This is a genomic window from Sphingopyxis sp. (genome assembly GCF_035944815.1).
In the GTDB taxonomy this organism is placed as follows: domain Bacteria; phylum Pseudomonadota; class Alphaproteobacteria; order Sphingomonadales; family Sphingomonadaceae; genus Sphingopyxis.
Genome location: NZ_DASZAU010000013.1, coordinates 131,719 through 154,847 on the forward strand (window position 1 = coordinate 131,719; position 23,129 = coordinate 154,847).

The 23,129-nt window shown below is 66.7% G+C and carries 19 protein-coding genes and 1 tRNA gene; 12 read left to right on the forward strand and 8 right to left on the reverse strand.

The features are described 5' to 3' along the window. Positions 1–10: 10 nt before the first annotated feature. Both VGU00_RS18020 and manD read right to left on the reverse strand, forming a co-directional pair. Positions 11–904, reverse strand: a complete 894-nt coding sequence (locus tag VGU00_RS18020) for a DUF4861 family protein (protein WP_327471017.1) — start codon at positions 902–904, stop codon at positions 11–13. Next, positions 904–2,115: a D-mannonate dehydratase ManD gene (gene manD / locus VGU00_RS18025; protein WP_327471019.1), complete on the reverse strand. Its 1,212-nt coding sequence runs from the start codon at positions 2,113–2,115 to the stop codon at positions 904–906. The genes VGU00_RS18020 and manD overlap by 1 nt, the downstream gene beginning before the upstream one ends. Positions 2,116–2,242: 127 nt before the next feature. On the opposite strand from manD, the gene VGU00_RS18030 reads away from it, so the two are divergent. From VGU00_RS18030 to VGU00_RS18050, 5 genes are all read left to right on the forward strand, one after another. After that, positions 2,243–4,720: an exo 1,3/1,4-beta-D-glucan glucohydrolase gene (locus VGU00_RS18030; protein WP_327471020.1), complete on the forward strand. Its 2,478-nt coding sequence runs from the start codon at positions 2,243–2,245 to the stop codon at positions 4,718–4,720. Further along, positions 4,711–5,862 (forward strand): glycoside hydrolase family 88/105 protein, encoded by a 1,152-nt coding sequence (locus VGU00_RS18035; RefSeq protein ID WP_327471022.1) that lies wholly within the window; start codon positions 4,711–4,713, stop codon positions 5,860–5,862. The genes VGU00_RS18030 and VGU00_RS18035 overlap by 10 nt, the downstream gene beginning before the upstream one ends. Before the next feature lie 180 nt (positions 5,863–6,042). After that, positions 6,043–8,991 carry a TonB-dependent receptor gene (locus VGU00_RS18040; RefSeq protein ID WP_327471024.1) on the forward strand — a complete coding sequence of 983 codons (2,949 nt, stop codon included), beginning with the start codon at positions 6,043–6,045 and terminating at the stop codon, positions 8,989–8,991. A 53-nt stretch (positions 8,992–9,044) separates the two neighbouring features. Then, on the forward strand, positions 9,045–10,223 hold the full coding sequence (locus VGU00_RS18045; RefSeq protein ID WP_327471026.1) for an alginate lyase family protein: 1,179 nt from the start codon (positions 9,045–9,047) through the stop codon (positions 10,221–10,223). 9 nt (positions 10,224–10,232) lie between these two features. Continuing rightward, complete coding sequence (locus tag VGU00_RS18050; protein WP_327471028.1) at positions 10,233–11,399, forward strand: alginate lyase family protein; 1,167 nt, start codon at positions 10,233–10,235, stop codon at positions 11,397–11,399. Positions 11,400–11,409: 10 nt separating this feature from the next. Here VGU00_RS18050 and VGU00_RS18055 read toward each other — a convergent pair whose 3' ends face one another. The 3 genes from VGU00_RS18055 to VGU00_RS18065 form a co-directional block, all read right to left on the reverse strand. After that, the gene (locus VGU00_RS18055) at positions 11,410–12,999 is read right to left on the reverse strand and encodes an acyl-CoA dehydrogenase family protein (RefSeq protein ID WP_327471030.1); all 1,590 of its coding nucleotides are present in this window, start codon (positions 12,997–12,999) and stop codon (positions 11,410–11,412) included. Then, a complete protein-coding gene (locus tag VGU00_RS18060) occupies positions 12,996–14,213 on the reverse strand; it encodes a CoA transferase (RefSeq protein WP_327471032.1) in 1,218 nt (405 codons plus the stop codon). The genes VGU00_RS18055 and VGU00_RS18060 overlap by 4 nt, the downstream gene beginning before the upstream one ends. 65 nt (positions 14,214–14,278) lie before the next feature. Further along, positions 14,279–14,355, reverse strand: a tRNA-Arg gene (locus VGU00_RS18065). A gap of 133 nt (positions 14,356–14,488) precedes the next feature. Here VGU00_RS18065 and VGU00_RS18070 point away from each other — a divergent pair. Next, positions 14,489–15,523, forward strand: a complete 1,035-nt coding sequence (locus VGU00_RS18070) for a YeiH family protein (protein ID WP_414713587.1) — start codon at positions 14,489–14,491, stop codon at positions 15,521–15,523. Positions 15,524–15,554: 31 nt separating this feature from the next. Here the strand turns inward: VGU00_RS18070 and VGU00_RS18075 are convergent, their stop codons facing one another. Continuing rightward, positions 15,555–16,334: a zinc-ribbon domain-containing protein gene (locus VGU00_RS18075; RefSeq protein ID WP_327471035.1), complete on the reverse strand. Its 780-nt coding sequence runs from the start codon at positions 16,332–16,334 to the stop codon at positions 15,555–15,557. A 159-nt stretch (positions 16,335–16,493) separates the two neighbouring features. Between VGU00_RS18075 and ftsE the strand changes: the two genes are divergently transcribed. From ftsE to VGU00_RS18095, 4 genes are read left to right on the forward strand one after another with little or no spacing between them, the layout of a single operon-like run. Beyond that, positions 16,494–17,225 carry a cell division ATP-binding protein FtsE gene (gene ftsE, locus VGU00_RS18080; protein WP_327471037.1) on the forward strand — a complete coding sequence of 244 codons (732 nt, stop codon included), beginning with the start codon at positions 16,494–16,496 and terminating at the stop codon, positions 17,223–17,225. 3 nt (positions 17,226–17,228) lie between these two features. Continuing rightward, complete coding sequence (locus VGU00_RS18085; protein ID WP_327471039.1) at positions 17,229–18,146, forward strand: cell division protein FtsX; 918 nt, start codon at positions 17,229–17,231, stop codon at positions 18,144–18,146. Continuing rightward, entirely contained in the window at positions 18,143–18,673 is a 531-nt protein-coding gene (locus VGU00_RS18090) for a YdcF family protein (protein ID WP_327471041.1), read from the forward strand. Before VGU00_RS18085 ends, VGU00_RS18090 begins: the two co-directional genes overlap by 4 nt. An 11-nt stretch (positions 18,674–18,684) precedes the next feature. Next, positions 18,685–19,416 (forward strand): 1-acyl-sn-glycerol-3-phosphate acyltransferase, encoded by a 732-nt coding sequence (locus VGU00_RS18095; RefSeq protein WP_327471043.1) that lies wholly within the window; start codon positions 18,685–18,687, stop codon positions 19,414–19,416. A 37-nt stretch (positions 19,417–19,453) separates the two neighbouring features. Here the strand turns inward: VGU00_RS18095 and VGU00_RS18100 are convergent, their stop codons facing one another. Continuing rightward, complete coding sequence (locus VGU00_RS18100; RefSeq protein WP_327471045.1) at positions 19,454–20,368, reverse strand: prephenate/arogenate dehydrogenase family protein; 915 nt, start codon at positions 20,366–20,368, stop codon at positions 19,454–19,456. Then, positions 20,368–21,483 (reverse strand): histidinol-phosphate transaminase, encoded by a 1,116-nt coding sequence (hisC, locus tag VGU00_RS18105; RefSeq protein ID WP_327471047.1) that lies wholly within the window; start codon positions 21,481–21,483, stop codon positions 20,368–20,370. Before hisC ends, VGU00_RS18100 begins: the two co-directional genes overlap by 1 nt. 91 nt (positions 21,484–21,574) lie before the next feature. On the opposite strand from hisC, the gene metX reads away from it, so the two are divergent. Continuing rightward, positions 21,575–22,699 (forward strand): homoserine O-acetyltransferase MetX, encoded by a 1,125-nt coding sequence (gene metX, locus VGU00_RS18110; RefSeq protein ID WP_327471049.1) that lies wholly within the window; start codon positions 21,575–21,577, stop codon positions 22,697–22,699. Beyond that, positions 22,696–23,127, forward strand: coding sequence for a GNAT family N-acetyltransferase (locus tag VGU00_RS18115; protein WP_327471051.1), 432 nt, complete (start codon positions 22,696–22,698; stop codon positions 23,125–23,127). Before metX ends, VGU00_RS18115 begins: the two co-directional genes overlap by 4 nt. Positions 23,128–23,129: the final 2 nt, after the last annotated feature.

Genomic DNA, 23,129 nt, shown 5'->3' on the forward strand with positions numbered 1-23,129 from the left:
TCGAAACTGGCTAGGGCCGGAAATCGGGGCGCTGCGCATCGACATAGCTATTCCAGGCGTCGCGCGTGGCGAAATCGCCGCCGCGGTCCCACGCCGCGCCGCTATAATAGACAAAGGGCTGCCCTGGCTGCACACGCACGAGCAGCAGATAATTGTCGGCATCCTCCGCAAAACCGGCAAAAGTGGCGGGGTCGACGATCACCGCCGCGGCCATCCGCCCCTTTTCTCCGTCGGCCGGGCCCCACCAGCTCATGCGCGCGCCCGCGCTGTCTTTTTCGATCTCGCCAGGCTTGCCGCCGCCCGTCGGCCGTTTCGAAATGCCGATCGCAACGATCAATTCGGCATCGCTGCTCGACGCGATGGTCGAGGTCATCCGGGTGAAATTCGTCCCCGCCGGCAAGGTGAAGCGCCGCGTTTCGCGCACCGTGCGCTGCGTGTCGACGGGCCAGGGGTCGTAATCGACGGTGAAGTCGGCGACGTCGGGCCCCGATTGCAGGATATGCGGGCGGACATAGTTGCGCGAGGTCCAGAGCTTGTTGTCATACCAGATGCCAAGCCCGCCCGTGCCGCGCCCGGTGCCGACATTATAGAAATCGATCCCCTCGCCATGATCGGCATGCTGGTCGCCGGTGCGCAGCTGCCGGTCCATGAAGGGCCAGCGCACGCGCTTGCCCCATGCATCGATCCCCGACGACGACGGCGGCTCGGCCTTTTCGAGCGCGCGGCCGTAGATGCGATGCGCGACGCGGTCGTTTTCCCAGAGCAGGTCGTCGAAGCGATAGTCGGCAATCACGACCGCGGCGCGCCCCTTCTGCTCCTCGACGGTGCCCGGCCGGAGCGGCTCATGCCCCGCTGCCACCACCGGGACGGCCAGAAGGACGAGCGCCAGAAGGGCCGGACGCATCACCAGCTCCACATCGTCCCGTCCTCGAGCCGGTTTACCGGCAGATAGGCGCGGGCATAAGGAAAGGTTTCGGCGAGTGCCTCGTCGATGTCGACCCCGAGTCCTGGCGCGTCGCCCGGATGGAGCATGCCGTCGGCGAAGCGCCAGGCGTGCGGGAAGACCGCATCGGTCTCGGTCGTGTGGCGCATATATTCCTGCACCCCGAAGTTGGGAATCGAGAGCCCCAGATGAAGCGCCGCCGCCATCGTCACCGGCGACAGGTCGGTCGCGCCATGGCAGCCGGTGCGGACCTGGTACAGATCGGCAAGCGACGCGATCTGGCGCATATGGGTGATGCCGCCCGCGTGGAGCACCGTCGCGCGGATATAGTCGATCAGGCGGTTTTCGATCAGCGCCTTGCAGTCCCACACCGAGGAGAAAATCTCGCCGACCGCGAGCGGCGTCATCGTATGCTGGCGAATGAGGCGAAACGCGTCCTGATCCTCGGCGGGCGTCGCATCCTCGATCCAGAACGGCCGGTACGGCTCCAGATCCTTGCCGAGCCGCGCCGCCTCGATCGGGGTCAGCCGGTGGTGGACGTCGTGGAGCAGGTGGACGTCCCAGCCGAGCGCCTCGCGCGCCGCGGCGAAAAGTTCGGGCACGACGCGCATATATTTCGCCGTCGACCAGACATTTTCCGTCGGCAGGTCGTTGTCGGCGGGCTCGTAGAAATAGCGGTCCTTGCTGACGCCATAGGTCGACGCCATCCCCGGCACACCGCATTGCAGCCGGATCGCCTTATAGCCCTGCCGCTGATAGTCGAGCGCCGCCTCGATCGTGTCGGCGATCGTCGTGCCATTGGCATGGCCATAGACCATGCACCCCTCGCGCGCCGCGCCGCCGAGCAATTGATAGACCGGCAGCCCTGCGACCTTGCCCTTGATGTCCCACAGCGCCATGTCGACCGCGGCGATCGCCGCCATCGTCACCGGGCCGCGGCGCCAATAGGCGCCCTTGTAGAGATATTGCCAGATATCCTCGATCCGATGCGCGTCGCGCCCGATCAGGCAGGGGACAACATGTTCGGACAGATAGGCCGCGACCGCGAGTTCGCGGCCGTTGAGCGTCGCGTCGCCGACGCCGGTCGTCCCGTCGTCGCACTCGATCTTCAGCGTCGTGAAATTGCGGCCCGGCGAGGTCAATATCACCCGGGCTGACACGATCTTCGGCATTCCATCCCCTCATCGCCATTTGGACTAGTTGTGTGACAACCTTATTGACACTTGCGCCAAAAGGAAAGAGGTATGTCACCGGTGTCAAGGTAAAAACCCGACCGATTCACAAGGGAGAAGGCAAGTGATGCGAAGCGCCTGGCGCGCCTTGGCCGTGGCAAGCCTGTCTACGGCGGCGCTGTTTTCAGGCTCCGCGTCGCCCGCCGCCGAGGCCAGCGGCACCGCGCATCCCGAATCCTGGCCCGCGTTGCCCGCGCCCGCTGCCGACACCTCCACCGAACGGCGGATCGACGCGCTGATCGCGGCGATGTCGCTCGAGCAGAAGGTCGGTCAGATCATCCAGGGCGATATCGGCAGCACGACGCCCGAGGACGTCGCGACCTATCACCTCGGTTCGGTCCTCAACGGCGGCAGCTCGTCGCCCAGCGGCGACGAATTCGGTCCGGCCTCGGCGTGGGTCGCGGCGGCCGACGCCTATTATGCGGCGTCGATGCGCCCGAACGGCAATCTGCCGCGTATCCCCGTGATGTGGGGATCGGACGCGGTGCACGGCCACAACAATATCGTCGGCGCGACGCTGTTCCCGCACAATATCGGGCTCGGCGCGGCAAGGAACCCCGCGCTGATGGAAAGGATCGGGCAGGCGACGGCGATCGAAATGCGTGTCACCGGGCTCGACTGGACCTTCGCGCCGACGATCGCGGTCGCGCGCGACGACCGCTGGGGGCGCACCTATGAAAGCTTCGGCGAGGATCCGGCAATCGCCGAATCCTATGCCGCGGCGCTCGTCCACGGCATCCAGGGCCGCCGCGGCGATCCCGACTGGCTGAAGGGCCCGCACATCATCGCCACCGCCAAACATTTCCTTGCCGACGGTGGCACGACGGACGGGCGCGACCGCGGCGATGCGCAGATCGACGAGACCGAACTGATCCGCCTCCACGCACCCGCCTACGTCGCCGCGCTGGGGGCCGATGTGCAGAGCGTGATGGCGAGCTTCTCGGGATGGAATGGCGTCAAGATGCACGGCAATGCCAGCCTGCTCACCGGCGTGCTCAAACGGCGCTGGGGCTTCGACGGGCTTGTCGTCGGCGACTGGGACGGGCACGCCAAGGTGCCCGGCTGTTCGCCGACCGACTGCCCCGCCTCGATCGCCGCGGGGCTCGACCTTTATATGGGGCCTGCGAGCTGGAAGGGACTCTACGCCTCGACACTCGCAGCCGCTCGGTCGGGCACGCTGCCGATGGCGCGGCTCGACGATGCGGTGCGCCGTATCCTGCGCCTCAAGCAGCACGCCGGGCTGTTCGAAGCGGGCAAGCCTTCGTCGCGCCCCTATGCCGGTCGCACCGAACTGCTCGGCTCGCCCGAGCATCGCGCGGTCGCCCGGCAGGCAGTGCGCGAATCGCTCGTCCTGCTCAAGAACAATGGCGCCCTCCCGCTCAAGGCCAACGCGCGCATCCTCGTCGCGGGCGACGGCGCTGACAATGTCGCCAAGCAGTCGGGCGGCTGGACGCTGACCTGGCAGGGAACCGGCACAAAGCCCGAGCATTTCCCGGGTGCGACCTCGATTTTCGCCGGCGTGCGCGACGCGGCGACCGCGAGCGGCGGCACTGCCGAGCTGTCGGCCGACGGCCGCTATACGGTCAAGCCCGACGCCGCGATCGTCGTCTTCGGCGAAGATCCCTATGCCGAATTCCAGGGCGACCGCGCCGACCTCTATTTCGACGACACACGCGGCAATCTCGACACGATGAAGCGGCTGAAGGCCGCGGGCATCCCGGTGGTCGCGATCTTCCTTTCGGGCCGTCCGCTCTGGGTCAATCGCCACATCAACGCCGCCGACGCCTTCATCGCGGCATGGCTGCCGGGGTCGGAAGGCGGCGGTGTCGCCGATCTGCTGTTCGGCAAGGCCGACTTCAAGGGCAAGCTCCCCTTCTCGTGGCCCGCCGACGCCAAAGGCGCGCCGCTCAACATCGGCGATGCCGATTACAAGCCGCTCTATGCCTTCGGCTATGGCCTCACCCTCGCCGACCGCCAGCCAGTGCCCGAGCTTTCCGAAGAGCCCGGCATCGTCATCGAACAACCGCTCGCCGGCCCGATCTTCGCGCACGGGCGTGCGGTCGGCACCCGGCTGCTCCAGATCGACGGCGCGAACGATAGCCCGCAGGTGATCAGCGGCGCCGCCGACAATGGCGCGATCGCAGTGCGTCCGGTCGACCGCGATGCGCAGGAAGATGCGCGCGAGATCGCCTGGTCGGGTAAGTCGCGCGGGGCATTGATCGTCGCCAACCCGCGCGCGGCCGACCTGTCGCGCGCCGGACCGCTCGCGCTGGCGATCGACCTCCGCGTCGATCGGGCACCGACCGGCCCCGCGACGCTCGAACTGCGCTGCGGGCCCGGCTGCACCGCGCGGCTCGACATCGCGCCGCGCCTTGCCGCTATCGCCGGCAAGGGCTGGCAGACGCTGGCAATCCCGCTCGCCTGCCTGCCAGAGGCGAAGCTCGACACCATCACCGCGCCCTTCGCGCTGTCGTCGAGCGCGCCGATGCGCTTCACCCTGTCTTCGATCGCACTCACGCCCGTAAAGGAAACATCATGTCGCTGAGCCTCTTTGCCCTGATGATGAGCAGCCCCGCCGCCGCGGTCGCTCCCGCCGAGCTGGCCATGCCGAAGCCCGCGACGATCCTCGCCGAAACGAAGCGCGTCGCCGACTGGCAGCTCGCCAACCGCACCAACTGGGCGACGATGCCCGCCGCGCGCAAGAGCGTGCAGGAAGTGCGCGACTGGCAGCAGGCGACCTTCTGGATCGCACTCACCGAGCTCGCGAACCGCGACAAGGCTTATGCCAAGCCGCTCCTCGATCTCGGCCGCGCCGAAAAATGGCAGATGGGCGACCTGCCCTTTCACGCCGACGACCAACTGATCGGGCAGGCGTGGCTGTGGGCGGCGCAAAATGGCGAGGGCAAGAAAGCGATCGCGCCGATGCGTATCTATTTCGACCATGTGCTCGCCAACCGTCCGACGATCGGCCTCGAATTCATTCCCGTAGCGCCCGGAAAGGGCACGTCGACCTGCACCGACCGCTGGTGCTGGTGCGATGCACTGTTCATGGCGCCGCCGACGATGCTCCGCCTCGCCGAGGCGACCGGCGACAAACGCTATGCCGATTTTGTGCACGAGGAGTGGAGGGCGACGACCGACTATCTCTTCGACCCGTCGGAGCAGCTCTATTTCCGCGATAGCCGCTTTTTCGACATGCGCGACGCCAAGGGGCGCAAGCTGTTCTGGAGCCGGGGCAACGGCTGGGTGATGGGCGGTCTGGTCCGCGTGTTGCAGGTGCTGGACAAGAAGGACCCGCAGCGCCCCTATTATGAGAAATTGTTCAAGGACATGGCGGCGAAGCTCGTGACGCTGCAAAAGGCAGACGGCTATTGGCCGGCTTCGCTGCTCGACAACGACCCCGGCACACCGCCCGAATCGAGCGGCACCGCCTTTTTCACCTATGCCTTCGCATGGGGTGTCGACAAGGGCCTGCTCGACCGCGCGACCTATGAGCCCGCCGCGGTGCGCGGCTGGGCCGCACTGCAGCGCGCGGTGCAGCCCGATGGGATGCTCGGCTGGGTGCAACAAGTCGGCGATCGCCCCGACAGCGTCTCCGCCAAGGAAACGCAATTCTACGGTTCGGGCGCCTATCTGCTTGCCGGCACGGCGATGTACGATCTCACGAAAAAGCGCGCGCGCCGCTAATTCGATCATAAAATCAACGCTCTGACCCGCTCCGTTCGCCAAAGCCGGCGACGCGGTCGGGGGGCGTTGACTTGTGAGCTGAAATTTGTATTACATATTTCAAGTTGTATTACATATGAAAGTGACACCGGTATCAATCGGGTCGACGTCGTCCAGCCGGGCGGCATGGGAGGGAAGAATATGAAGTCATCATCGGTCTCGCTGGTTCGCACGTCGCTGCTTGCCTCCGCCGCGCTTTTCATCGCGGTTCCAGCCTTCGCGCAGGAAGCCCCGGCCGACGCTCCCGAAAGTGTCGATCCCGCGACCGGCGATATCGGCGGCGATGAAATCCTCGTCACCGGGACGCGCGCGACGCAGCGCAGCTCCATCGCGTTCAAGCGCGACGCCGACGTCGTCGTCGACGGACTCGTCAGCGACGAAATCGGCGCGACGCCGGACAATTCGGTCGGCGACACGCTCGAACGCATCGTCGGTGTGTCGGCCGACCGCTTCAAGGGCAACGCCAACGAACTGTCGGTACGCGGCCTTGGCCCGACGCTGAGCTTTTCGACCTTCAACGGGCGCGAGGTATCGACCGCGGGCCCCGACCGTTCGGTCGCCTTCCAGCAATTCCCGTCCGAACTGGTCAATGGCGTCCTCGTCTATAAATCACAGCGCGCCGACTTTCTCGAAGGCGGCGTCGGCGGGGTGATCGAACTCAGGTCGATGAAGCCGCTCGACTATGGCAAGCGCCGCATCCAGTTCGAAGTGCGCGGCGATTTCCAGCCGCAGGACAATGACGTCTACCAGCATGACGGGCTCGGTTACCGCGCGAACTTCTCCTACGCCGATCAGTTCTCGACCGGCATCGGCGATATCGGCGTCTCGATCGGCTATCAGCGGCAGGACACCACCGCGCCCGAAGATTATTACAACGCCAATTCGACCTTCCAGCTGTGCAACACATCGGCGAACAACCCCTGGCTGGTGACGGGATCGGCCGCGTCGCAGGTTGCCGCGGGCGCGGGCGCCAATTGCACCTTCGCGACCGGGCCGCGCTCGGTCGCGCCGAGCACCGGCGCGCCGCCCGTCCTCGTCGGCGAGACGCGCGGCGACTATTATTTCGCCAATTCGTCGCGCAGCTTCCGCACCCAGTCGACGTCGGAAGTGCGCGACGGCCTGATCGGCGCGATCCAGTGGCGCCCCTCGTCCGACTTCGAAATATCGATCGACGGCCAATATTCGAAGCGCAACAGCCTTGAGGATCGCAATGTGCTCGGCATCGCCGAGGGGCTGCGCGGGGTGCAGCCGATCCTGATCGGCAACGGCAGCAACGGCTATTCGCCGGGCGCGCTGATCCGCTATCGCGGCAATTCGAACATCGAAAACCAGCTCGAGACGCGCCGCCGCATCGAGGAATATATCGGCGGGGGTATCAGCCTGGTCTGGTCGCCCGATCGCTGGAATATTTCGTTCGACGGCTCCTATTCGAACAGCCACCGCACCGAGACGCAGAAGCAGACGCGCATGCGCTCGAACCGGCGGGTCGGCTACGAGCTGAGCTATGAAGAGGGTGATGTCGTCCCCCATGTGACCTTCGATAATTTCGATATCACCGACCATGACCTGTTCCTGACCACCGCCGCCAACTCGGTCTATGCGCGCAACCGCTTCGTCACCGACCGCACCGACCGCATCTGGGCGGCGCGGCTCGACCTCGACCGCGAGCTCGACGGCTTTTTCACCTCGGTCAAATTCGGCGGCCGGATCTCCGATCATCACCGGACCAACGACAATGCGCGCAATAGCGACCTCAACACGCTCGTCGCGCTGAACGGCCAGTCGCCGGCGCAGCTGATCGCGCAGGCGAACCAGCAATGCCGCGTCCCCTTCACCACCACCCGCTACATGAAAGGCATGGGGACGAACGTCACGAGATGGGCGACCTTCGACAACGACTGCCTGTTCCGCACCTTCACCGGCAGCGACGATGCGCTGCCCTATCCCGCCGACGGCCGCGACCCGAGCGACATCGACGTCACCGAACGCATCTATGCCGCCTATGCGATGGCGAATTTCGCTTCCGACCTCGGCAATGTCCCGGTCAGCGGCAATATCGGGCTGCGCTGGGTCAAGACCGACATCACGTCGATCGGCTATCGCCAATCCTACCTGCTGACGATCGACAGCGGCAACGACACCTATGACATAGCGGTCGACCCGACCGGCCAGCTCCAGACCAACCGGTCGAAGGGCAGCTATGATTATTTCCTGCCCAGCGCGAACATCGCCTTCGACCTGTCGGACGAGGTCAAGCTGCGCCTCGCCGCCTATCGCGCGATCGCGCGGTCGGGGATCGAAAGCTTTGGCGCGGGGATCAACCTCAACCCGACGACCGCCGCTTCGGGCGTCGACAACATCATCTTCAACGCGACGACCGGCAACCCGAACCTCAAGCCGCTGCGCGCGTGGAACCTCGACGCCAGTCTCGAGCTCTACGCATCGAAGGACACGCTGATCTCGATTGCGGGCTATTATAAATGGGCGAAGGGCACGGTGATCGGGCGGTCCGAACCGATCCCGACCGACATCACCGTCACCACGATCCGCGACAACGGCCCGCGCGAGACCGAGACCTTCACCATCAACCCCGTCGCGCCGTCGAACGACCTCGAAACGCGGCATCTTTATGGCGTCGAGGCGACGGCGAGCCACGCGCTGACCTGGTTGCCCGACCCGCTCGACGGGCTCGGCATCCAGGGGTCGGTCAACCGCGCTTTCGCCAATTTCGAATATCCCGATACCTCGCCGATCGCCGACTATATCGATCCGGCCAATCTGATCGGGCTGTCGAAATGGACCGCGAGCGGATCGGTTTGGTTCGAAAAATGGGGCCTCTCGCTGCGCGCGAACCTTCGCTACCGCTCGGGCTATTACAAGCCCAACGGCGGCACCAACCGCGAGATCCGCGGCGGCACCTATCTCAACCTGTCGGCGCAGTACGACCTGACCAAGAATGTCCAGCTGAAGCTGCAGGCGCTCAACGTCACCGGCACCAACGACGTGATGTACAAGGGCGGTTACGACAGCATCGCCGAAGTGTCGCGCGGCGGCACGCAATATTTCTTCGGCTTCCGGGTCCGCCTGTGACGTCCACGACTTTAGCCCGACTCCCTTGGGCTATACTGGCCGCCGCCGCGTCTTTGCACGCGGCGGCGGCTTTTTCCGCACCCGCGCCGGCCTGTGCGGCGAGCGAGGGATATTCCGCGGCCTTCGACGGCCGCCGCACCTTTACGCTGCGCCCCGACGCGCTGACCGCGATCAAGGCCGCCCTCGCGCGCGACCCGGCGGTGGGCGCCGCCTATCGTGACCTGATCGCCCGCGCCGACAAGATGCTCGCGGCCAAACCGGCCTCGGTGATGGACAAGCGCAGCATCCCCGTGTCGGGCGACCGCCACGACTATGTCAGCCTCGCGCGTTACTGGTGGCCGAACCCCGCCAATCCGAAAGGCGCCTATGTCCGCCGCGACGGCGACACCAACCCCGACATCGAGAGCAATCGCTTCGACAGGTCGGCGCTCAGCCGCATGACGCACGAGGCCGACACGCTCGCGCTCGCCTATTATTACAGCGGCGACCGCAAATATGCCGAAGGCACCGCGCGCGTGATCCGGACCTGGTTCCTCGACCCGGCTACGCGCATGAACCCGAACATGAATTACGCGCAGGCCGTCCCCGGCGTGTCGAACGGACGCCCCGAAGGCGTGCTCGACGGCGCGAGCTTCATCGGCGTGATCGACGCCGCAGGGCTGATCGGCCCGTCGGGCGCGCTGACGCCGGGCGAGACCAGCGCGCTCGAAGACTGGTTCGCGCGCTATGTCGACTGGATGCTGAAAAGCGCCAACGGCAAGGAAGAAGGCAAGGCATCGAACAACCACGGCCTGTGGTATGACGCGCAAGTGGCGCGCTTCGCGCTGTTCGCGCGCAAGCCCGGGATCGCGCGCAAGATCGCGCTCGCCTTTCCCGCAGCGCGGATCGCGCGGCAGGTCGACGCATCGGGCGCGCTGCCAGCCGAACTGACGCGGACGCGCAGCTTTCATTATTCGCTCTATGCGCTCGCCGCCGCCTATACGCTCGCCGACAGCGCCGCCTGCCTTGGTATCGACCTCTATCATGCCGAGGAAAAGGGCCGGTCGCTGCGACAGGCAGCCGACTATGTCGCCGCCTATCGCGGCCGCGCCGCCGACTGGCCGTACAGGGAGCAGGGCTGGCCCGCCGAAACCCTCGACGAGCTGCTGGTTCGCGCCGATGACATATGGGGACCCGGCGCCTATCCGCGCTCCATCAGTGGCGGCCTGTTGCTGCGCCATTCGCTGCCCTAGAATGCCCCGATGATCGCGCGCCGCTCCCTGCTGATCGCCGCCTTGCTCGCCGCCCCGGCGGCATGGGCCAAGGCGCCAAAGGCATTCGACATTCGCGCGATCGAGCGCCGCCGGCTGATGCCGCAAGCCGACGCCCTGCTCGCGGCATCGCCCCGCACCATTGCGGCGATCGCAGCGCCGCGCAGCCCCGCGGGCAAACAGGATTATTATTCCGAAGGCGATTATTGGTGGCCAGATCCAGCGAACCCCGGGGGCGCCTACATCCGCCGCGACGGCCGATCAAACCCCGACAAGTTCGATGGTCACCGTGATGCCTTGATCGCTTTCGGCCGCACCGTCCCCGCGCTGGCTGCCCTGTGGGACCTCACCCGCGCCCCGCGCTTCGCTGCCGCCGCGATGCGTCACCTGACCGCATGGTTCGTCGATCCGAAAACGCGGATGAACCCCAACCTCAATCACGCGCAGGCGATCATCGGCGTGAACAGCGGCCGCGCGATCGGCGTGATCGACACGCTGCAGATCGTCGAGGTCGCGCGCGCGGCGGCCTTGTTCGCACGCGAGGACGCGCCCGGCTACGCGGCGATCCACGCAGACGTCGAAAGCTGGTTCGCCGCCTATCTGAACTGGCTCACGACCTCACCCTTCGGTACCACCGAACGCGACGAGAAAAACAACCACGGCACCTGCTGGCTGCTCCAGGCGACCTCCTTTGCCGCATTGCTCGGCCGCACCGACATTTTGGACGATGCGCGAAACCGGCTCCGGACGATCATCATCCCTACCCAGATCGAACTCGATGGCCGCCAGCCGCTCGAACTCGCACGTACCAAGCCCTATGCCTATTCGCTGTTCAACCTCGACGTGCTCGCCGCTTCGGCGTGGTTGCTCGGCGAGAGGACGGGCGCGTTGATCGACTGGAAAACGGCTGATGGCCGTTCGATCGGCGGCGCGATCGCATGGATGGCACCTTTTATCGCCGACAAGGTGAAATGGCCGCTACCGCCCGACATCGAATATTGGGACGGCTTCCCGGTGCGCCAGCCGAGCCTTCTTTTCGGCGGCATGGCACGGCGAGACAGCGACTGGCTCGATCTGTGGTACAGGCTGGACCCCGACCCCGCGATCGGCGAGGTCGTGCGCAATTTCCCGGTGCGCCAGCCCTTGCTCTGGCTCTAGGGTCAGGACCCTAGTTGCGGCCCTCGACCAGCCCGCGCGCGATCACCTGCGCCTGAATTTCCGCTGCGCCTTCGAAGATGTTGAGGATGCGCGCGTCACAGAGAATACGGCTGATTTCATATTCGAGCGCATAGCCGTTGCCGCCGTGGATCTGCAGCGCCGCGTCGGCGTTCGCCCATGCGGCGCGCGCGCCGAGCAGCTTCGCCATGCCCGCCTCGATATCGCAGCGCTTGCCCGAATCCTTGGCGCGCGCTGCGGCATAGCTGAGCTCGCGCGCCATGACGAAATCGACGAGGCTCATTGCGAGCTTGTCCGAGACGCGCGGGAAGTGGACGATCGCCCGGCCGAACTGCTTGCGCGTCAGTGCATAGCCGAGCCCGAGTTCGAGCGCGCGACGCGCGACGCCGACCGCACGCGCGGCGGTCTGGATGCGCGCGCCTTCGAAAGTGCGCATCAATTGCTTGAACCCCTGCCCCTCCTCGCCGCCGAGCAGCGCGTCGGCGGGCGCCGTCATATCGTCGAACTGCAGCGCATATTCGCGCATGCCGCGATATCCGAGCACCTCGATCTCGCTGCCGGTCATGCCGCCGGCGGGGAAAGGATCGCCCTCGGTCCCGCGCGGCTTGGGGACGAGCAGCATAGAGAGGCCTGCATAGCCTTTGGCGTCGGGCAGCGTGCGCGCGAGCAACGTCATCAGGTCCGAGCGCGCGGCGTGGGTGATCCAGTTTTTCGCGCCGTCGATGACCCAATGGTCACCGTCCAGTCGTGCCCGCGTCTGCAGCGAACCGAGATCGGAACCGATATCGGGCTCGGTGAACACCGCGGTCGGTAAAATCTCGCCGCTCGCGATGCGGGGCAGCCATTCGGCCTTTTGCGCGTCGGTGCCGCCGTGGACGATCAATTCGCCCGCGATCTCCGACCGCGTACCGAGCGAGCCGGTGCCGATCCAGCCGCGCGACAATTCCTCGGTGACGATGCACATCACCAGCTTGCCGAGCCCGAGCCCGCCATATTCTTCGGGAATGCAGACGCCGAAGGTGCCGAGGTCGGCCATCGCCTGCACCGTCGCATCGGGTATCAAATCGTTCGCAAGGTGCCAGCCGTGCGCGTGGGGCAAGATCGCGGCGTCGGTGAAACGGCGATACTGATCGCGGATCGCGTCGAGGTCGGGATCGTGCAGCGTCTCGCTCGGCCAATCGCCCTCGGCGAGCGCGGCGGCAACGTCGGCGCGCAAGCCGGCATGATCGGCATCGACCAGGTCGGCACAAGCGTCCGCAAGTGTTCGCGCCGCCGCGCCCAGCCCGAGGTCGGCGGGACGGAAGATTTCATTCTGACCCATCGGCAGCCCGCCGGCGAGCTGGCCGATGCTTTCGGCGAAGGCGAGCGTGGCGATCTTTGCGTCGAGGGGGTTCTTCCCATCGCCCGCCTCGAACCAGTCGAGCGTCGCCGCGAGCGCCGCGACCGTCGTCGCGACCCAGGCAAAACCGTGCGCCGCGCGTTGCTCACGGTCGATCGGGACCCGCACAAGCCGTTCGGCGAGCGCCGCCTCTGCGGCAGCGCGATAGGTTTCGGCCGCAGCAAGCGCGGAACGAAGTGTCATAGGCCGTCCTCTCCCCCGGCCCCGACGCCGACGACCCCCGTATCGACCAGCCGGGCGATCTCGCCCGACGACAAAGAAAGCCGTTCGCTCAAAATTTCTTCGCTGTGCTGGCCGTTGCGCGGCGCGGACGCGGGCGGGCGGCGCTCCTGCTGCGGCAGGGTCGCAAAGGCGCCCGCGGCGGGATAGGCGAAACCGCTGGGATTATCCGCCTGCCCGAAAATCGGGTTGCCCGCGACGAGCGCGGGGTCCTGCACGGCGTCGTGCATGGTGCGATAGGGCGAGTGGACGATGCCGCCGGCGTCGAACGCCGCCGCAAGACCGGCATGGTCGCGCGCGGCGATCGCGCGTTCGAACAAGGGATAGAGCGCGTCACGGTGCTCGAAGCGAAGGCCGTCGTCCTTTGCGAAGGACACGCCGCGCTCACCCTCGATCACCGCGATCGCGTCGCCGAGCCCCAGCGCGGCGATCAAATTGGCCCATTGGCGCGGGGTGACGACGACGATCATCGTCCGCTGCCCGTCGCGCGTCACGAAATCGCGGCCGAACAGGCCATAGACCGCATTGCCGAGCCGCGGACGGTTCGCGCCCGAATAAAGCACTTCGGCAATGCCGCCCAGATTGGCGACGGTACCGATCGCCACGTCGGACAGCGGAAGGCGCACCTCGCCGCCTTCGCCGGTCACGCTGCGCCGCTGGATCGCCGCGAGCAGGGCAAAGGCGGCGTAGGCGCCGGTGAGCAGGTCCCATGCCGGCAGCACATGATTGACCGGATCGGGTCCGGCGCCGGTCAGCATCGGATATCCAACACTGTTGTTGACGGTATAGTCGAGCGCGGGCGAGCCGTCGGCCCAGCCCATGACGCGGACGGTCACGAGGTCGGGACGTCCTTCGGCCAGCAGGTCGTGCGACAGGAAGCCCCCCACCGGGAAATTGGTGACGAATTGCCCCGTCGCGCGCACCAGCGCCTGCAACAATTCGCGCCCCTCGGGCCGGCCGAGGTCGAGCGCGACCGATTTCTTCGCGCGGTTGAGATTTTCCCAATAAAGCGAGTCATTGGCGTCGGTGACCGGCCAGCGGCGAAAATCGGGACCGCCGCCGATCTGGTCGACGCGGATCACTTCGGCGCCCATTTGCGCGCAATAGAGCCCGGCGGTCGGAGAGGCGACGAAGGAAGAGGCTTCGATCACCGACAGGCCGGCCAGCAGGTCGTACATCCGGCCCCAATCTCCCGCGCAACGGCCCCGCGACGTCCCGGCCTGACCGGCCGGTTGAAGCTATCTGGCGCACCCGAAGGGATTCGAACCCCTGGCCTCTGCCTTCGGAGGGCAGCGCTCTATCCAGCTGAGCTACGGGTGCTGATAGAGCGCGGCCTCTAGCAAGCCCTTGGCCCGCCAGCAATGGGCTATCGACCGTGGCTGGCGGATATGCCAAGCGGAGCCGGCGCACGCACGAGGGAGCCCAGGTGAAGCCGACCGAACAAAGCTGGCCGATGGCCGCCGACCTGTACGGCGAAATGCAGCTCGAAGCGCATCCGCCCGCACGGCGACGGTGGCGCGACTATCTGCCCGGTATCCTCGTCACCGCCATCGCGGCGCTCGCCGCCGCCTGGCTTGCCGATCATTATGCCGCACCGATCGTGCTCATGGGTCTCCTCATCGGCCTCGCGCTGTCGTTCCTGTCGCAGGACAAGCGCACCCATGCCGGGCTCGACCTGATGTCGCAGACGGCGCTGCGCATCGGCATCGTGCTCCTCGGCGCACGGATCACCGCCGAACAGCTCGCCGAACTGGGACCGCTCCCCTTCGCGCTGCTCGTCCTCATCATGCTCGCGGTAATCGTCGTGACCGTCGCCAGCGCGCGGCTGTTCGCGCAGGACCGTCACGCCGCGCTGCTCGCCGGCGGCGCGACCGCGATCTGCGGTGCGTCGGCCGCGCTCGCGCTCTGGTCGCTGATCGGCGACAAACGCGTCGACCAGGCGCGCTTCACACTGACCCTTGTCGGCATCACCGTCGCGAGCGCACTTGCGATGACACTCTATCCCATACTCGCCGCCGAACTTGGCCTCAACGACGCGCAGGCGGGTTTCCTGATCGGCGCGTCGATCCATGACGTCGCGCAAGCGATCGGCGGCGGCTTTTCCTTCTCGCCGCAAGCGGGCGAGGTCGCGACGATCGTCAAGCTGACGCGCGTCGCGCTGCTCGCCCCGATGCTGATGCTCGTCGCGCTCTGGCTCGGACGAAGCGGCGAAGGTGACGGCAAGACGCGCATCCCGCTGCGCCTGCCCTGGTTCATCCTCGGCTTCCTGGCCGTTGCCGCGGCCAATTCGCTGATCGCCATCCCACGGCAGGCGCAGGACGCCGCCGCAACCGGGGCGCAGGCGCTGCTGCTGCTAGCGATCGTCGCCACCGCGATGAAGGCGCGGCTGCATCTGCTGCTCGATCAGGGATGGCGCAGCTTTGCGCCGATCATCGTCGCGACGCTGACCAGCTTCCTGCTATCCTTGGCGGCCGCGCTCAGCCTGTGACGCCGTGACGCCAGACTAAGGGCTTGGAATATCAGCTTTTCGGTAGCGCCCAGCTGACGGTCAGCTGCGTCGCGCGGCGCGGGATGTCGAGCTTCGCCTCGCTGAAATTGACCTTTTCGTTCGGCGGCAGCATCCGCACCGGCGGCTTGATCGTCCAGCTATAGACGATCGTGCCCTGCGCATCGCGCAGTTCGGCAAGGATCGGCGGAACGCGCTGTTCGCGGTCGGTCGGGTTGATGATCACGCCCGACGCGGCGAAATAGATGGTGCCGTCGGCCAGCTCGCGATGATCCTGGTTGGGCGGCAGTTCGATGACGAGGTCGGGTTCGGCGGCCATGCCGGGCAGGCCCAGCCCTTGCGCCCAGCCGGGAAGCCCGAAATAGACGAGCCCCGCGGTCGCGCCAATCATCAACACCGCCGCCGCGGCGGCAATGGCGGTCCAGCGCTTCGCCGGATTGCGACGCGGGCGGCGGAACGGCAGAGGCGCATCGTCGGTCGGGGGCACGACGCGCGGCGCCGGTTCGGCGGCAAAGCTTCGCGGTGCAGGTGCCGGCGCACGGGTCGGCGCGGATTCGGGAAGATCGGAATAGCTCGCCGCGGGCTTCGACGCTGCTTCGGGAGCAGGAGCCGGCACGGCGGCGGGTTCGGGTGCAGGCCGAACCGGCGCCGCGACGGCTTCGGCCGGCGCGTTCGCGGGCTCCTGGAACCAGCTGTGCCGGCAATTGGCGCAGCGGACCGTGCGGCCCGTCGGACCGATCGCCGTATCGGGAACGACGTAGCGTGTGTGACAGGACGGGCAGGCAAGGATCATGGGGTTCCTCTAAACACGCTGATTCGCGGTGTTGCAAGCCTTGCGTCGCACTCGCCGCTTGTCCTCTGTGGACAGCCGTGCGACAGGCTGCGGGATGAGCGGACCAGCGCCCCTGTTCCTTGCCCCGACACAGGCGCATGATCGCGCACGCGTGACGCCATGACCGATACGGCGCCCGCACGCCCCGGCGGCGCGATGGTCGAATTCGACGGGGTCGGCCTGCGATACGGCCCCGATGCGGAGGTATTGAGCGATATCAGTTTCAACCTCCAGCCGGGCAGCTTCTATTTCCTGACCGGCGCGTCGGGCGCGGGCAAGACGTCGCTGCTCAAGATGCTCTATCTCGCGCAGCGGCCGAGCCGGGGCATCGTCCGTCTGTTCGGCGAGGATCTGGTCGCGATGCCGCGCCACCGCCTGCCCGGCTTTCGCCGCCGCATCGGCGTCGTCTTCCAGGATTTCCGGCTGATCCCCCACCTGTCGGCGCGCGACAATATCGCGCTGCCGCTGCGCATCGCGGGGGTCAGCGAAGAGGATCTGTCGGGGCCGGTCGGCGAGATGCTGAGCTGGATCGGCCTCAACGAGCGCGCCGACGCGCGCCCTGCGACGCTGTCGGGCGGCGAACAGCAGCGCGTGGCGATCGCGCGCGCGGTGATCGCGCGCCCGCAACTGCTCGTCGCCGACGAACCGACGGGTAACGTCGACCCCGAAATGGCGATGCGCCTGTTGGGGCTGTTCGAGGCGCTGAACCGCCTCGGCACCACAGTGGTCGTCGCGACGCACGACATCCACCTGATCAGCCGGATCGAAAATGCCCAGATGATGCGGCTCGAAAAGGGCCGGCTGTTCGATCCGACCGGCGCGCTGCGCTATCCGCCGGCGAACCGGGTCTGACCGATGATCATTCCGCGCGTTCCGGTCCAGCATCGCCGCCTGCTCCCCGACCGCCGCCTGTCGGGGCCGACGCCGTGGGTGATCGCGATCCTGATGATGCTGACGCTGCTCGCCGCCGCCGCGGGCGTCGGTCTCGCGCGATCGGCCAATGCGATCGGCAGCGCGATTGCCGGACGCGTCACGGTGCAGATCGTCACCGCCAATCCGGTGACGCGCGCCGAGCAGGCCGCGTCCCTGCGCCGCGCCGCCGCCGCGCAGCCCTTCGTCCTGTCCGCCCGCTCGGTCGAACAGGAGGAACTCAGGGCCACGCTCGGCCAATGGTTCGGCAGCGACGGGAACGGCGAGGACGGCGACGATCCGGTGCTGAAGTCGCTTCCCCTGCCCGCGCTCGTCGACATCGATTTCGTCGGCGAAGATCGCAGCGGCCATATGCGCCAGCTGCAGGCGCTCGTCGCGCGCGAGGCGCCCGGCGCGCGCATCATCCCGCACGCCGAATGGCTCGGCCCGGTCGCGCGGCTGATCCGCTCGCTCGCGTGGATCGCGGGCGGCATGGTCGTACTGATGACGCTCGCCAGCGCGGCGGTGGTGATCATGACCGCACGCGCCGCACTCGCCACCCATTATCCGACGATCGAGATGCTCCACCTGATCGGCGCCACCGACCGCCAGATCACCCGCCTGTTCCAGCGCCGCATCGCGATCGACACCGCCTATGGCATCGCGCTCGGCAGCACCGTGGCCGCGGCGATCCTGCTGCTGATCGGCTGGCAATGGTCGGGGGTCACATCGGGGCTCGCGGCGACCGCATCGCTCGGCCCTGCGGGCTGGGCGCTATTGCTGGCGCTGCCGCTATTGGCTATCGCGCTCGCAGCCCTCACCGCGCGCCAGACCCTGCTCGCGGCGCTCAAGAAGATTCTATGATCAAGCGCCTGTTCTCCCTGATTTTCCTTGCTTGGGTGCTCGGCTTCGCCTGGTTCGCGCTGCTGCTGCCGCTGCCCGCCGGCGCGCAAAAGACCGACGCGATCGTCGTGCTCACCGGCGGCCCCGGCCGCATCGACCGCGCGCTCGAACGGCTCGAGGCGGGCGATGCGAAGCGCCTGCTCATCAGCGGCGTCGCGCGCGAAGTGAAACCGCACGAACTCGCCGCGACCTACAAGCGCCCGCAGCATCTGTTCGACTGCTGCATCGCGCTGGGGTTCGAGGCGGAGGACACGCGCTCGAACGCCACCGAAGTCGCGACCTGGGTCGAACGACGCAAATATCGCAGCATCCGCCTGATCACCACCGACTGGCATATGCGCCGCGCCGAATATGAAATCGGCCGCGCGGTCGGCGACAAGGTAACGATCCTGCCCGACGCGGTGCGCAGCCAGCCCAATTTCGCGACTTTGTTCCGCGAATATCATAAATATCTCGCGGGGCTGGCGGGCGGCCTCCTCGGTCTTTAAGAAGCGCGCCGATGCGCTACACCGTCGCCCTTCTCCGCTCGATCCTCTTCTGGCTGCTCTTCGTCCTGATGAGCAGCTTCAGCTCGATCGGCGCGGTGATTTCGCTGCCGATCTCGCACAAGGCGACGATCTGGTTCGTGCGCATCTGGGCGCAGTTCCACCGGCTGATCTGCCGCTTCGTCCTCGGCCAGCGGATCGTCGTCGAAGGCGACATGCCCGACATCCCCGTGCTCTATGTCTTCAAGCACGAGGGCGCGTTCGAGACGATCGAACAGCCGGGGCTGTTCAGGCATCCGGCCGTCTTTGCGAAGGAACAGCTCTTCAATATCCCCGTCTGGGGACAGGCGGCGCATTTTTACGGCCTGATCCCGGTCGATCGCGACGGGGGCGGCAAGGCGATGCGTGCCATGCTGAACGCCGCCAAGGCCGCGCTTGCCAAGGATCGTCCGCTGGTGCTGTTCGCCGAAGGTACACGCATCCCGCACGGCGAGGCGCCGCCGCTGCGTTCGGGCTTCGCGGGTATTTACCGCCTGCTCGGCGTGCCGGTGATCCCGGTCGCACTCGACAGCGGCATCGTCTATCCGCCGCGCCGCTGGGTCAAATGGCCCGGCACGATCACCTACAAGGTTGGCGAAACCATCCCTGCCGGCCTGCCGCGCGAGGAAGCCGAAGAACGCGTGTGGCGCGCGATCAACGCGCTGAACCCGCCGGAAGCATTGCTGGAAGGCTACAAAGCCTCCTAATTCCCGTTCGTGTCGAGCGAAGGTTGGGGTTGGAAGCTTAATGCTTCCGCCCGAAATCGGGCGCCGCGTCATCCTGACCCTGTTCGATGATCGAGCGCCGGATCGCACGCGTGCGCGTGAACCAGTCTTCGAGCTTGTCGGCATCGCCCCGGCGGATCGCCTGCTGGAGAACCGTCAGGTCCTCGTTAAAGCGCTGCAAGGTCGCGAGCACCGCGTCCTTGTTCGCAAGGAAGACGTCGCGCCACATCACCGGATCGCTCGCCGCGATGCGCGTGAAGTCGCGGAAACCGCCCGCCGAATATTTGATGACCTCGCTCTCGGTCACTTCCTCGAGCTCGCTCGCGGTGCCGACGATCGTGTAGGCGATGAGGTGCGGCAAATGGCTCGTCACCGCGAGCACCATGTCGTGGTGCGCGGCATCCATCGTCTCGACCTTGGCGCCGAGCGCCTGCCAGAAAGCGGTCACCGCCGCAACGGCGTCCTCCGACGCGTCCGCGCCCGGGGTGACGATGCACCAGCGCCCCTCGAACAGCGTCGCGAACCCCGCCGCCGGACCGCTATTCTCGGTCCCTGCGACCGGATGTGCGGGAATGACGACATGGCCGGGCAACGCCCTGGCCAGCGCGTCGGCGACGCCCGCCTTCGACGAGCCGACGTCCGAAATGATCGCATCGGGCTTCAGCCCCGGTGCGATCGCCGCCGCCGCTTCGGCCATCCGGCCGACGGGAACGGCAAAAATGACGAGGTCGGCATCGGCGACTGCCGCGGCCGGATCGGCGACGATATGGTCGCAAAAGCCGAGTTCGTCGGCGATCCCTCGCACCTCGGCGCTGGCGTCATGGCCGGTCACCGTCACCTGCGGCAATCGCTCGCCGATCGCGCGCGCGATCGATGAGCCGATCAGGCCCAGCCCGACAATCGCGACGCGATCGACGCTCGACGCTTTTGGCATCAGCCGTTCAGCGCGGCGCGGATCGCCGCCGCCAGCCCGCGTGTCTCGTCCTCGGTGCCGATCGTCATGCGCAGCGCGTTCGGCAGGCCCTGCCCCGGCAGCCAGCGCACGATATAGCCCGCGTCCATCAGCCGGTTATACACCGTCTCGGCGCTCGTCGTACCTTCGAACAGCACGAGCAGGAAATTGCACGCCGACGGTATGACGCGCACGCCATGGTTGCCGAGGCTTTCGAGTTCGCCCGCCAGCCAGTCACGCCACTGCGCATTATGCGCGCGGCTGTGATTGACGAAATCCGCGTCGCCGAGCGCCGCGACCGCCGCCGCTTGTCCGGCGCGCGTGACGTTGAACGGCAGGCGGATGCGGTGCAGCGCCGAAATCACCTCGGCGCTCGCATAGCCCCAGCCGATCCGTTCGGCGGCCAGCCCGTGGATTTTCGAAAAGGTGCGGGTGATGAACACATTCGGCTGCGTCTTCGCCAGCTCGAGCCCGCCGTCGTCCTCGGCATCGGACAGATATTCGCTATAAGCCTGGTCGATCACGAACAGCACATTCTTGGGCAGCCCGGCATAGAGCCGCTGGACTTCGTCGCGCGTCGCGAGCGTTCCGGTCGGATTGTTCGGATTGGCAAGGTAGACGACACGCGTCTTGTCGGTCACCGCGGCGAGCAGCGCGTCGACATCAGTCGCATAATCCTTGTCGTCGGCCTCGACCGGCACCGCGCCGACGCGGCGCGCCGCGATTTCATAGACCGCGAAACCATAGCGCACATAGAGGATCTCGTCGCCCGCCCCGGCATAGGTGCCCGCCGCAAGGTGCAACAGTTCGTCCGACCCGTTGCCGCAGATGATCCGCGCCGGATCGAGCCCGAACTTCGCCGCGATCGTCGCGCGCAATTCGTTCGACCCCGGATCGGGATAGCGCGACAGGGCGTCGGCGGCACCCTGCACCGTGGCAAAGGCGGCGCGCGCCTTTTCACCCGTACCGAGCGGATTTTCGTTGGCGCTCAACTTGATGAGCGGGCGCCCGTCGCTGCCCGCCGATTTGCCGGGAACATAGGGAGCAATGCCGCTGATCCACGGCTTGGGCGTAAGGGTCGGGGTCGCGTCGGTCATGTCGCGCGGTTTAGCGGCTGCGCGCCCCAAGTCCAGCATCTAGTCCAGCACGTTGACACGCCCCGTCGGGCCGCTTAGCCCCGCGCGAACCATGGCAAGTCTGCTCCACGATATCCGGCATCACAGCGTGACCATTGCCGCGCCGCTGTCGCTCGACAGCGGACAGCTGCTACCCGCGGTGACGATCGCGTATCAAAGCTATGGCGCGCTGAACGCCGACAAGTCGAATGCGGTGCTCATCTGCCACGCGCTGACCGGCGACCAATATGTCGCGAGCGACCATCCTGCGACCGGCAAGCCCGGCTGGTGGGCACGCATGGTCGGTCCCGGCAAGCCGATCGATACCGACCGATTCCACGTCATCTGCGCCAATGTCCTCGGCAGCTGCATGGGATCGAGCGGTCCTGCTTCGCCCGATGCGACGACCGGTGCACCGCTCGGCATGGCCTTCCCTGTCATCACGATTACGGACATGGTGCGCGCGCAGGCGATGCTGCTCGATCATCTCGGCATCGCGCGGCTCCATGCCGTGGTCGGCGGCTCGATGGGCGGCATGCAGACGCTGGCATGGGCCGCAACCTATCCCGAGCGGCTCGCCTCGGCGCTCGTGATCGCGAGCGCGGCGCGCCATTCGGCCCAGAATATAGCGTTCCACGAAGTCGGACGGCAGGCGATCATGGCCGACCCCGACTGGCAGGGCGGCCAATATTATGGCAGTGAGCGCGCGCCGACCAAGGGCCTCGCGGTCGCGCGCATGGCAGCGCACATCACCTATCTCTCCGAAGAAGGGCTGACCGAGAAATTCGGTCGCCGCCTGCAGGCGCGCGACATCAAGAGTTTTGGCTTCGACGCCGATTTCCAGATCGAATCCTATCTCAGGCATCAGGGGCTCGCCTTCACCGACCGGTTCGACGCCAACGCCTATCTCTATATCACCCGCGCGATGGACTATTTCGACCTCGCCGATCCGCACGACGGGCGCCTGGCGGGTGCCTTTGCCGGCGCGAAGGACGTGCGCTTCACCCTCGTCAGCTTCGACACCGACTGGCTTTACCCGACCTCCGAATCGCGCCGCATCGTGCAGGCGCTGCAAAGCGTCGGTGCGGCGGCGAGCTTCGTCGAACTGTCGGCGCCCTTCGGCCATGACAGCTTCCTCCTCGACGTCCCCGCGCTCGACCGGCTGGTCGCCGGATCGCTGCGATCGGGCCTCGCATGAGCGATGCGTATCATCTGTCGTTGGATCCTGCCGATATGCAGGTCGATGCGATCCATGCCTTCCTGACGCAAAGCTATTGGGCGGCAGATATTTCGTGCGCGGTGGTCGAACGCGCGATCGCGGGCTCGCTGTGCGTCGGTCTCTTCGCGCCCGATGGCGAACAGGTCGGCTTCGCCCGCGTCATCACCGATCGTGCGACCTTCGCCTATCTCGCCGACGTCTATGTGCTCGCGGCGCATCGCGGGCACGGGCTCGCCGCACGCATGGTGACCGCGCTCCACGACCACCCCGATTTGCAGGGGCTGCGGCGGTGGATGCTCGCGACGAGCGACGCGCACGGGCTCTATGCGGCGCTCGGCTGGACCCCGGTCGACGACGCCGCGCCCTTCATGCAGCGGCACTTCCCCGACGTTTACAAGCAGGCTTGACG

Bases quoted from the DNA above. Each gene is read 5' to 3' on its own strand.
- VGU00_RS18020 (WP_327471017.1), bottom strand. From the start codon at position 904: ATGCGTCCGGCCCTTCTGGCGCTCGTCCTTCTGGCCGTCCCGGTGGTG.
- manD (WP_327471019.1), bottom strand. From the start codon at position 2,115: ATGCCGAAGATCGTGTCAGCCCGGGTGATATTGACCTCGCCGGGCCGC.
- VGU00_RS18030 (WP_327471020.1), top strand. From the start codon at position 2,243: ATGCGAAGCGCCTGGCGCGCCTTGGCCGTGGCAAGCCTGTCTACGGCG.
- VGU00_RS18035 (WP_327471022.1), top strand. From the start codon at position 4,711: ATGTCGCTGAGCCTCTTTGCCCTGATGATGAGCAGCCCCGCCGCCGCG.
- VGU00_RS18040 (WP_327471024.1), top strand. From the start codon at position 6,043: ATGAAGTCATCATCGGTCTCGCTGGTTCGCACGTCGCTGCTTGCCTCC.
- VGU00_RS18050 (WP_327471028.1), top strand. From the start codon at position 10,233: ATGATCGCGCGCCGCTCCCTGCTGATCGCCGCCTTGCTCGCCGCCCCG.
- VGU00_RS18055 (WP_327471030.1), bottom strand. From the start codon at position 12,999: ATGACACTTCGTTCCGCGCTTGCTGCGGCCGAAACCTATCGCGCTGCC.
- VGU00_RS18060 (WP_327471032.1), bottom strand. From the start codon at position 14,213: ATGTACGACCTGCTGGCCGGCCTGTCGGTGATCGAAGCCTCTTCCTTC.
- VGU00_RS18070 (WP_414713587.1), top strand. From the start codon at position 14,489: ATGGCCGCCGACCTGTACGGCGAAATGCAGCTCGAAGCGCATCCGCCC.
- VGU00_RS18075 (WP_327471035.1), bottom strand. From the start codon at position 16,334: ATGATCCTTGCCTGCCCGTCCTGTCACACACGCTACGTCGTTCCCGAT.
- ftsE (WP_327471037.1), top strand. From the start codon at position 16,494: ATGACCGATACGGCGCCCGCACGCCCCGGCGGCGCGATGGTCGAATTC.
- VGU00_RS18085 (WP_327471039.1), top strand. From the start codon at position 17,229: ATGATCATTCCGCGCGTTCCGGTCCAGCATCGCCGCCTGCTCCCCGAC.
- VGU00_RS18090 (WP_327471041.1), top strand. From the start codon at position 18,143: ATGATCAAGCGCCTGTTCTCCCTGATTTTCCTTGCTTGGGTGCTCGGC.
- VGU00_RS18095 (WP_327471043.1), top strand. From the start codon at position 18,685: ATGCGCTACACCGTCGCCCTTCTCCGCTCGATCCTCTTCTGGCTGCTC.
- VGU00_RS18100 (WP_327471045.1), bottom strand. From the start codon at position 20,368: ATGCCAAAAGCGTCGAGCGTCGATCGCGTCGCGATTGTCGGGCTGGGC.
- hisC (WP_327471047.1), bottom strand. From the start codon at position 21,483: ATGACCGACGCGACCCCGACCCTTACGCCCAAGCCGTGGATCAGCGGC.
- metX (WP_327471049.1), top strand. From the start codon at position 21,575: ATGGCAAGTCTGCTCCACGATATCCGGCATCACAGCGTGACCATTGCC.
- VGU00_RS18115 (WP_327471051.1), top strand. From the start codon at position 22,696: ATGAGCGATGCGTATCATCTGTCGTTGGATCCTGCCGATATGCAGGTC.